The 10,064-nt window shown below is 52.4% G+C and carries 4 protein-coding genes, 2 tRNA genes and 2 rRNA genes; 4 read left to right on the top strand and 4 right to left on the bottom strand.

Going from position 1 to position 10,064, the window contains the following annotated elements; translation table 11 throughout:
* Window positions 1-18: 18 nt before the first annotated feature.
* From ACR3E6_RS03895 to ACR3E6_RS03885, 3 genes are all read left to right on the top strand, one after another.
* A 23S ribosomal RNA gene (locus tag ACR3E6_RS03895) occupies window positions 19-2,883 on the top strand.
* Window positions 2,884-3,071: 188 nt separating this feature from the next.
* Window positions 3,072-3,186: ribosomal RNA gene (gene rrf, locus ACR3E6_RS03890) — 5S ribosomal RNA — on the top strand.
* A 115-nt stretch (window positions 3,187-3,301) separates the two neighbouring features.
* Window positions 3,302-3,378, top strand: a tRNA-Met gene (locus ACR3E6_RS03885).
* Between the two features lie 369 nt (window positions 3,379-3,747).
* Here ACR3E6_RS03885 and ACR3E6_RS03880 read toward each other — a convergent pair.
* Window positions 3,748-4,233, bottom strand: a complete 486-nt coding sequence (locus ACR3E6_RS03880; protein WP_480485942.1) for a hypothetical protein — start codon at window positions 4,231-4,233, stop codon at window positions 3,748-3,750.
* A gap of 404 nt (window positions 4,234-4,637) precedes the next feature.
* Between ACR3E6_RS03880 and ACR3E6_RS03875 the strand changes: the two genes are divergently transcribed.
* A tRNA-Ser gene (locus tag ACR3E6_RS03875) sits at window positions 4,638-4,727 on the top strand.
* 506 nt (window positions 4,728-5,233) lie between these two features.
* On the opposite strand, the gene ACR3E6_RS03870 is transcribed toward ACR3E6_RS03875, so the two are convergent.
* The 3 genes from ACR3E6_RS03870 to ACR3E6_RS03860 all read right to left on the bottom strand — a co-directional run bounded on the left by ACR3E6_RS03870 (window position 5,234) and on the right by ACR3E6_RS03860 (window position 10,052).
* Window positions 5,234-5,488: a hypothetical protein gene (locus ACR3E6_RS03870; protein ID WP_480485940.1), complete on the bottom strand. Its 255-nt coding sequence runs from the start codon at window positions 5,486-5,488 to the stop codon at window positions 5,234-5,236.
* A gap of 137 nt (window positions 5,489-5,625) precedes the next feature.
* Window positions 5,626-8,772 (bottom strand): type I restriction endonuclease subunit R, encoded by a 3,147-nt coding sequence (locus tag ACR3E6_RS03865; protein ID WP_480485939.1) that lies wholly within the window; start codon window positions 8,770-8,772, stop codon window positions 5,626-5,628.
* Window positions 8,769-10,052, bottom strand: a complete 1,284-nt coding sequence (locus ACR3E6_RS03860; RefSeq protein WP_480485937.1) for an anti-phage deoxyguanosine triphosphatase — start codon at window positions 10,050-10,052, stop codon at window positions 8,769-8,771. Before ACR3E6_RS03860 ends, ACR3E6_RS03865 begins: the two co-directional genes overlap by 4 nt.
* Window positions 10,053-10,064 lie beyond the last annotated feature (12 nt).

The following is a 10,064-nucleotide window of genomic DNA, read 5'->3' as shown; positions in this document are numbered from 1 at the left end:
CTTTCTTTTTCTGGATCAAATCAAGCGCGAGAAGGGCGTTTGGTGAATGCCTTGGCAGCAAGAGGCGATGAAAGACGTGATACTCTGCGATAAGCCATGGGGAGCTGAGAATAAGCTTTGATCCATGGATCTCTGAATGGGGCAACCCACCTGAATGTTTGTTATTGTTAGCTGTGCTAATCAATAATGAGCATGAACAGGTACTTAAGACCTGAATACATAGGGTTTTAAGAGCAAACCCGGGGAACTGAAACATCTAAGTACCCGGAGGAAAGGAAATCAATTGATACTCCCCTAGTAGCGGCGAGCGAACGGGGACCAGCCGAGCCGGATAAGTGACTAGAACACGTTGGGAAGCGTGGCCATAGCGGGTGACAGCCCCGTATAGGAAGCTTTGACGGACGTATTAAGTAGGGCGGAACACGTGAAATTCTGTCTGAAGATCGGAGGACCACCTTCGAAGGCTAAGTACTCCTTGCTGACCGATAGCGAACCAGTACCGTGAGGGAAAGGTGAAAAGCACCCCGACGAGGGGAGTGAAACAGTACCTGAAACCGAACGCCTACAATCAGTCGGAGGCTCCTTGCGAGCTGACGGCGTACCTTTTGTATAATGGGTCATCGACTTGGTCTCACGAGCAAGCTTAAGCCGTTAGGTGTAGGCGTAGCGAAAGCGAGTCTTAATAGGGCGAATGAGTTCGTGGGATCAGACCCGAAACCGAGTGATCTAGGCATGGCCAGGTTGAAGGTAAGGTAACACTTACTGGAGGACCGAACCCACATCCGTTGAAAAGGATCGGGATGAGCTGTGCCTAGGGGTGAAAGGCCAATCAAACTCGGAGATAGCTGGTTCTCTGCGAAATCTATTTAGGTAGAGCGTCATCCGAATACCCCGGGGGGTAGAGCACTGGATGGGTAATGGGGCCCCACAGGCTTACTGATCCTAACCAAACTCCGAATACCCGGGAGTACTAGATGGCAGACACACTGCGGATGCTAACGTCCGTAGTGGAGAGGGAAACAACCCTGACCTACAGCTAAGGCCCCCAATTCATGGCTAAGTGGGAAAGCAGGTGGGACGACCAAAACAACCAGGAGGTTGGCTTAGAAGCAGCCATCCTTTAAAGATAGCGTAACAGCTCACTGGTCTAAACAAGTTGTCCTGCGGCGAAGATGTAACGGGGCTCAAGCCATGAGCCGAAGCTTAGGATGCCGTAAGGCATGGTAGCAGAGCGTAGTGTGACATAGAACTCATCCTGTATTGCCGCCGGTTATGTGGCGCGAGTAATCGCGCTCAAGTAGCCGAATAGGCGGTAGCGCAGGATAGAGTTCTTTCGATGAAGCCGGCCTGTGAGGGATCCGGTGGAGAGATCACTAGTGAGAATGATGACATGAGTAGCGACAAAGAGTGTGAGAGACACTCTCGCCGAAAGTCCAAGGGTTCCTGCTTAAAGCTAATCTGAGCAGGGTAAGCCGGCCCCTAAGCCGAGGCCGAAAGGCGTAGGCGATGGGAACTAGGTTAATATTCCTAGGCCAGGAGGATGTGACGGATCACAGGTGTAGTTCAATCTTATCGGATTGATTGGGCTGCTGAGTGGTTCCTGGAAATAGCCCTCCATCAGACCGTACCCTAAACCGACACAGGTGGACTGGTAGAGCATACCAAGGCGCTTGAGAGAACGATGTTGAAGGAACTCGGCAAAATACCTCCGTAAGTTCGCGAGAAGGAGGCCCGGTTCCTAGGCAACTAGGGGCTGGGGGCACAAACCAGGGGGTGGCGACTGTTTATTAAAAACACAGGGCTCTGCGAAGTCGCAAGACGACGTATAGGGTCTGACGCCTGCCCGGTGCCTGAAGGTTAAAAGGAGAGGTGAGAGCCTTGAATTGAAGCCAGGTAAACGGCGGCCGTAACTATAACGGTCCTAAGGTAGCGAAATTCCTTGTCGGGTAAGTTCCGACCTGCACGAATGGCGTAACGACTTCCCCGCTGTCTCCAACATCGACTCAGCGAAATTGAATTGCCTGTCAAGATGCAGGCTTCCCGCGGTTAGACGGAAAGACCCCGTGCACCTTTACTACAGCTTCGCACTGGCATCAGGATTGTGATGTGCAGGATAGGTGGTAGGCTTTGAAGCAGGAACGCAAGTACCTGTGGAGCCTCCCTTGAGATACCACCCTTCGCACTCTTGATGTCTAACCGCGGTCCGTTATCCGGATCCGGGACCCTGCGTGGCGGGTAGTTTGACTGGGGCGGTCGCCTCCTAAAGCGTAACGGAGGCGCGCGAAGGTTGGCTCAGAGCGGTCGGAAATCGCTCGTTGAGTGCAATGGCAGAAGCCAGCCTGACTGCAAGACTGACAAGTCGAGCAGAGTCGAAAGACGGCCATAGTGATCCGGTGGTCCCGAGTGGAAGGGCCATCGCTCAACGGATAAAAGGTACGCCGGGGATAACAGGCTGATACTGCCCAAGAGTCCATATCGACGGCAGTGTTTGGCACCTCGATGTCGGCTCATCTCATCCTGGGGCTGGAGCAGGTCCCAAGGGTACGGCTGTTCGCCGTTTAAAGAGGTACGTGAGCTGGGTTTAGAACGTCGTGAGACAGTTCGGTCCCTATCTGCCGTGGGTGTAGGAGACTTGAGAGGAGTTGCCCCTAGTACGAGAGGACCGGGGTGAACGATCCACTGGTGGACCAGTTGTCGTGCCAACGGCAGTGCTGGGTAGCTATGATCGGACAGGATAACCGCTGAAGGCATCTAAGCGGGAAGCCCCCCTCAAAACAAGGTCTCCCTGAGGGCCGTGGAAGACCACCACGTCAATAGGCCGGAGATGTAAGCGCAGCAATGCGTTCAGTTGACCGGTACTAATCGCCCGATAGGCTTGATTTGATCCAGTAATGGAAAGACAAATCACCAAAAGCATACACTGACCTTGATTATGGACAGCGTCGCAGCGCCAAGCCGCGATGTTGGTTGATTATATAACCGAGTGGCACCGCGCATTCGCAAGCGAATACGCTGCCTGCCAACCGTCGCTTTCTTGCTCCGCAAAAAAGTCGACATGGGCTTTTCCTCGGTTTGGTGGTCATAGCGCAAGTGAAACACCCGGTCCCATCCCGAACCCGGAAGTTAAGCACTGCCGCGCCAATGGTACTTGGGCTTAAGCCCCGGGAGAGTAGGTCACCGCCAAACCTAGAAAAAGCCCATATCTCTCTAACACGATGACACAATACCCGGCCTCAAATAGCGCAAGCGATAGGCCAACCAAAGACCTCAACTAGCGTAAGCGCTAGGTCACAAAAACTGTCGCGGGATGGAGCAGCCCGGTAGCTCGTCAGGCTCATAACCTGAAGGTCGTAGGTTCAAATCCTACTCCCGCAACCAATATTACCTACATAAAACAGTATGTTACGCACCGCCTCAAGGCGATGTTGCAATTTGTGCCAACCCCACTGGAAGCACTGTGGAAGCAAGCGGGCGTAATTAAGGTTGTGCTTTCGGGGTACGCTGTAACCGTCGCGTCATAGGGACCATCGGAGCTGTGCCAGAGCTCCTTCACCGGACGGTCACGTTCTTATTGATGGATTGCGCCAAACATAATCGAGACCCCGATCACATAACGAGGCGTTCTGAGGAGCCCGCTCCGACCGGTTTTGAGATCAAAAAGCAGTTCATAGCAGAGGCGGAAGAGGTCAGGTCAGCCGGTCTAGTATGCCAGCTGACTTTGAGAACAAATCAATCAACTTCCGGCAGCTAGAACCCACCACGTTCCCAACGGTAGACGCGGTCAACCAATTTCGACGGGCAACAATTTGGATCACCGTCAGCGAAGTCTTTTCCGACGATATGCATTCGGTTAGACGCGAGCGCTTCTATTGATATCAATCCGCGCGCAGGTATACCTACAAATTCAATTTCCGCCGTTGCCCACATGTCGACATGGGCCGCCGAAGGCCGGTATTCCGGAACACGTACTACGACCGGCGTGAATGCGCTTGTTCCAGCCCCACCTGCGCATCCGACATCTACAACCGGAAACGCAATATATGTAGTGACGTCAAAATCGTCAGTGCCAAGTTCCGCAAGCAAAGATTGTGCGGCTTCTGGATCCGCGCAGCCTACAGCGTCAACAAAACTACCTACTTTCTCGTTAATAATAGCCTCTCTGTCAGCATCCATTGCCATCGCATTCGACATGACCAATGCCATCGCTCCAGCGGATGCGAGAAATTTCTTCATTCTGTGCCCTTCTTGGATTTATTAACCACACCGCTCTTAATAAAGGCGAGGGTGGTCGTAAAGTGAGCCATTATTCGTTTGCATTGCCCTGCGCTGCCGCCGCTGCCCGGAGGAAATGTAATCTAATCGAAACAAGAGAGCTTCTTCGCTTTCAGAATGCGATCTCTCAATCGGCGCAGCAATGCAGAATGGGGATTCGATGTGCCCTGTCGTTTCGAACCAGGCGGTTCGGTGGTTTAACGTTGGAGAACGCCCCGGAAAAATTCTCCAATTCTGGCCGATGATTCATTTAAGTTGGCGCCTTTTACCGTGATTTCAACGGGTTCAGCAATTTTGTCAGAGAGAGGCACAAATCATATTTTTCGCCTTGTATTCCCGTCGCTTGCAAGGATATACCCGTCAGCGGAGACGTGGCCGAGTGGTCGAAGGCGCTCCCCTGCTAAGGGAGTAGGCGGGAAACCGTCTCGAGGGTTCGAATCCCTTCGTCTCCGCCACATATCATTGATTTTAAATGATATTTTTTCGATTAATCACAGATACCCGCCAAAAAGCCCGCCATCCTGAAGGCGCTTGGTTGCCGCTGTATGCGACGGGTGAATCAGCTAAGGCCAACATCATTAAGTTGGCCACTTCACGCATCGGATCTGAATCGCAAAAGCCGAATTTTGAGACAGACTCCATTGGACCGAAAATGGGAACAGCAGCAGTCGATTTGTAAGCGAGTAAAGAAGGAATATTCTATTTAACGGCTTGAAAAATATGGGAAAGGGAGAGCGAAATGGAGATCGCACGTTATCGAACCCATAGATGTCAGAATCGTCGGAGAAAAGCTTGGTTCGAGACTACGCTCTTGTTTGAGAAGAGATTTGCGACTCTGCGCTTAATCTAGAAAGCTCGCGCAACAAGGTACAGGAACTAAGGTGCGAAAGCTAAATTGACCCTCGATAAAGTGGATCCGCTGAAGTGGTCTTAAAAGACCTAACCTTCCTCTCCGAAGTGATTACCCAGAACGAAGCGTTAATTTGATACCAGTTGGCGCGGTAGAACTTGCCCCTTTGAATTGCACTGGGGTTGCATCGATGCCACGCTCGAAGAGTGCCGCGATAAGATCTCCTTCTTTAAACATTTCGACCGCTTGATCGCCGTATTTACGTTTAAATTCTACTTCCTGGTTAAAGGTTTGGGCACCGTCTTTGGCAATTCTTTCTGCCATTCTTTGGACCGCAGGGCTGTCCGCTTTCATATCCTCACGCATGTCTGCCTCTCCAAAATTCTTCTAATAAGTGCAATAAGTTAGTTTGTTGACGATTAAAATACTCCAGACGGGAAAATTGCCAACTTTTTCGGCGTCGCCGCTTGCGGGAAGATCAACTGATTCTCCTCGGCAGCCGTTTATCGAACGGCCTTCCAATGCAATAGCGTCTCGGCTTGACTCAACACGGTACTGATCGCGACAGGCGCCAAGTCAGGTGGATATCCATATTTCTTCAAGACTCTTCGGACGAGTACTCGAAGTTTTGCTCGTGCGCTTTCTTTTAGGTGCCAGTCAACAGTGACGTTCTTTTGAAGCTGTTCGACCAGCACATGAGCGATCTTGCGTAACTCTTCGCTACCTAGCATCTCTACTGCGCTCTGGTTTTGCGCCAGAGCGTCGTAGAAGGCCAGTTCCTCTTCGCCCAAGCCCAGGTCTTCTCCGCGTTCGACAGACGCCTTCAATTCTTTGGCCATGTCTATAAGCTCTTGGATCATCTCTAGGCTCGTGAGGGCGTTGGCGTGATAGCGTGCGACAGCGGCCTCCAGGCGCTCCGAAAAGGCTTTGGCCTCGACCACGTTCCGTTTCTGCCGGGCTTTAATCTCGCCAGCCAAAAGCTTCTTGAGAGCCTCCAGCGCAAGATTCTTTTGCTCCAGGTTCTGAATTTCAGATAAGAACTCTTCAGATAGCACTGAGATTTCCGGACTATCCATGCCTGCTGCTGCCAACACGTCGATGATACTGGCATCTGCAATGGCGTCTGAGATTAGTTGGCCAATGGCGAACTCTTTTTCGCGCTTGCTCATCCCGGTCTTTGGCGACGACTTGGATAAAGCCGCGCGAACAGCTTGGAAAAAGCCAACCTCTTCCTTGACCGATTGTGCGTAGTCGCTTGCGGATGCCAAAGCGAAGGCTTTGGACAAATTGGCCACTAGATCGGCATAGTAATTCAGCTCTGCTTTCTTAGCCTTTTCACCGCTCACTTTGTCTGCTCGGGTCTTTTGCTTCTCCAATGTCCATTCAATGGCACCAGCAAGCGCCTGAAGGCGATCTTGAGGCTCGCCGGCGATCCCAGCCCGGTAATTGAAACCAGAGAAAAAGTCTTGGCATCTCTCGACAAGCTCCTGAAGCGTAGCCACGGCTTCCTCCTCGTCGATTCCGGTTTGCTCGCGATCGGTTGCTGTGTAGTTCTGAAGGGCTTTCTTCAGGTTTTGCCCAATTCCGATGTAGTCAACTACCAGACCACCGGGTTTGTCTTTGAACACTCGGTTTACGCGAGCAATCGCCTGCATCAGACCGTGACCGCGCATTGGCTTGTCAATGTACATTGTGTGCATGCTGGGCGCGTCAAATCCCGTTAACCACATGTCGCGTACGATCACCATTTTGAGCGGGTCGTATGGATCACGTGCCCGCTTGGCTAGCAGATCACGGCGCATTTTGCTGCCGATGTGCTGCTGCCAGTCCAGCGGATCTGAAGCGGAACCGGTCATCACAACTTTGACCGCTCCTTCTTTATCGTCGTCAGAATGCCATTCTGGACGCAGCGCAGTGATCCGGTTGTAGAGGTCCACGCAGATTGCTCGGCTCATGCAGACGATCATACCTTTGCCCGCCATTGCCTCGATGCGGTCCTCAAAGTGCGTGACAATGTCTTGTGCGACCTTCTCCAACCTCGGAGGAGCACCGACAAGACGCTCAACGCTACTCCAGTTGGACTTAGCTTTTTCTTGCTCAGAAAGCGTTTCATCGTCGAAAAGAGCATCTACGGCCGCGTCGATCTCGGGCAGTTTTTCCTGCTCCAGCTCAACACGAGCGAGGCGGCTTTCGTAGTAGATTGGGACAGTCGCTTTGTCCTCAACCGCGCGACTGATGTCATAGATATCGACATATTCGCCAAAGACTGCGGGTGTATTAACATCAGCCGCTTCGATTGGAGTGCCCGTGAAGCCGGCAAAGGAGGCATTGGGCAGGGCTTGGCGAAGATAGTGGGCGTAGCCATATCGCCGCTTACCCGTCGTGCGATCCAGCTTAGCGTCAAAGCCATACTGGCTACGGTGAGCCTCATCTGCAATAACAATGATGTTGCGCCTGTCGGACAGCATGGGGAAGTCTTCTTCACCTGCCATCGGAGCGAACTTTTGCAGTGTCGAGAAGATCACGCCACCTGATTGCCGATCGAGCTTTTGACGAAGGTCGTCGCGATCTTCGATCTGCTCTGGTGTTTGGCGAATCAAGTCACGGCAGAGTGAAAATGTCCCATATAGCTGATCATCGAGATCGTTGCGGTCGGTTACGACAAGGATCGTTGGGTTTTGAAGCTCCGGCGCTCGCACCAACAGTCCGGCAAAAAAAGCCATCAGAAAGCTCTTACCAGAACCCTGAGTATGCCAGATCACGCCTACTTTGCGGTCGCCTTCAGCGCCAACCGCATCAACGGCACAACGCAGCGCTTTCCGCGCACCGTGGAACTGGTGGTAGCCGCCAATGACCTTAAAGACGCCATCACCCTTGTCACCAAATACAGTGAAATCGCGCATCAATTGTAAGAGCCGATCAGGCTGCATCACGCCTCGCAAAAGCGTGTCCATCTCCTTCGGACCTTCTGGTGTGAAATCGTCGTGGGCACCGGTGACCGTACGCCAGGGCATGAAGCGGTCTTCTCCCGCACTGAGCGAACCTATTCGCGCCAAAAGCCCATCTGACGTGATAAGGGCGGCGTTTGTTCGAAAGAGAGAAGGGATTTGATGCTTGTAGGTCTGTAGCTGATTGAACGCGTCTTCAATCGTGGCGTTCTCACTAGCGGCATTCTTCAGCTCGATCACCACCAGAGGCAAACCATTCACGAACGCCACCATGTCGGGACGACGGTTGTGCCCTGCCTCAACGACGGTGAATTGGTTCGTGACCATCAGGTCGTTGTTTAATGGATTGGCAAAGTCGATCAACCGAACTTTGTCACCTTTGATCGATCCATCGGGGCGGCGGTATTCGACGTCGATCCCGTCAACCAACAGCTTGTGAATGCGCCGGTTCTCTTCGATAAGCGAGGGAGTCTCAGAGACCGCCACCTGTCTGACAGCGGCATGCAGAGCCTCACCCGGGATGTCCGGATTCAACCGCTTTGCCGCGACTTGCAGCAACTCGTACAAGACCACCTCGCCATAAGATCCTCGCCGTTTCGCAGCCCCATCGGGCGCAATCGCCAAGGGGTCTTCGTATCGCCAGCCAAGGTCTTTCAGGATGCCAACAGCGGCTTGTTCGACCAGATCTTCATTAATGCTCACAACTCATCCCCACTGCTCCCAAACCCCGGTTGATAAAGCCGTTTGTAGAGTTTTTCGGCGTAGGCATCCGTCATTCCTGCGATGTAGTCGCAGACCCTGCGTTCTGTTGAGCTATCTGTGCAGCCGTCTTCCCATGAACTCTGAGGAATCAGCCCATTGGGGTTTGAAATTAGAACGTCGAATAGACGCTCAACTATCATCTGCCCCCGCCATTCAAGCTGCTGCAGCTTCGCCTTTTTGACAATCAAGTCGTAGGCCAAGCCTTTGAGCGCCTTTAAGAGATCGCGATGCTCGGCGGGAAGAGATGCATTGAACCTCAAAAGCGGGTGCTGGAACTCACTATGAGTGGATAACCTCACGTTCGTGATGAACAGATTTACAAGGCTCGCAACCATCTGTTTGCGTTCAAAACTTGATCCGAGGAGTCCGCGACAGACCATGGCGCTGTTAAACTCAGTTTGCTCATGTGTCAGTGAGCCGTTGACCCGATCAAAAGCTTTTGTGACTTCTTGCTGGACCTCTTCATGCGTAGCCAGACCGCGTGCGACAATGTCTTCAATGTCATGGATGCCATAGGCAATGTCGTCTGCCAGTTCCAAGATACTACAGTCGAAACTGTGATGCGCACTTTTTCCGTTGGCCGAACCAACGAGATTGGCAACGTCTTCCTGTGAGAAGCCAGACAGCGCCCAATTCACTACGTCTCTTTCTTCGTCGTGATAGGATTTCGGAGGCTTCGTATCAAATTTGCTGAGTTCGAAGTCTGCCATGGACTTCGGATACTTTAACACGCCCAAGATTAAGCGCCGCGTAGGATATATGCCGTAGCCGCGTTCCTTGTACTTTTCGAGCTTAGTGAGGATACGTAGTGTTTGGCCGTTTCCCTCGAATCCGCCGCTTTTCAACATCGATTTGTGAAGTGCCTGTTCGCCTTTGTGTCCAAACGGCGGGTGGCCTAAGTCATGCGCAAAGCAGGCGGCCTCAATCAGGTCTCTGTCCGGCAACCAATTCACAACATCCGCAGGAATGTCCTTCCTGGCCTTAAGCGCCTCTAAAATGCCGTAGCCGATCTGGGCGACCTCAATTGAGTGCGTGAGACGAGTTCTGTGGAAGTCGCCCTCACCAGTGCCCATGACCTGAGTTTTACCTTGTAAACGCCGGAAAGCAGCAGAGTGCATTATTCGCGCACGATCGCGCTGAAATTGGCTGCGAATGTCCCCTGGTCTCAAATCCTGATCGCCATGCTGGCGTTGCTCAAAGTGTTCTTTGTTGAATATCACGTAATTTTCCTA

This window comes from Ruegeria sp. AL3 (genome assembly GCF_056536065.1).
This window is presented reverse-complemented; position numbering and strand designations above follow the sequence as displayed.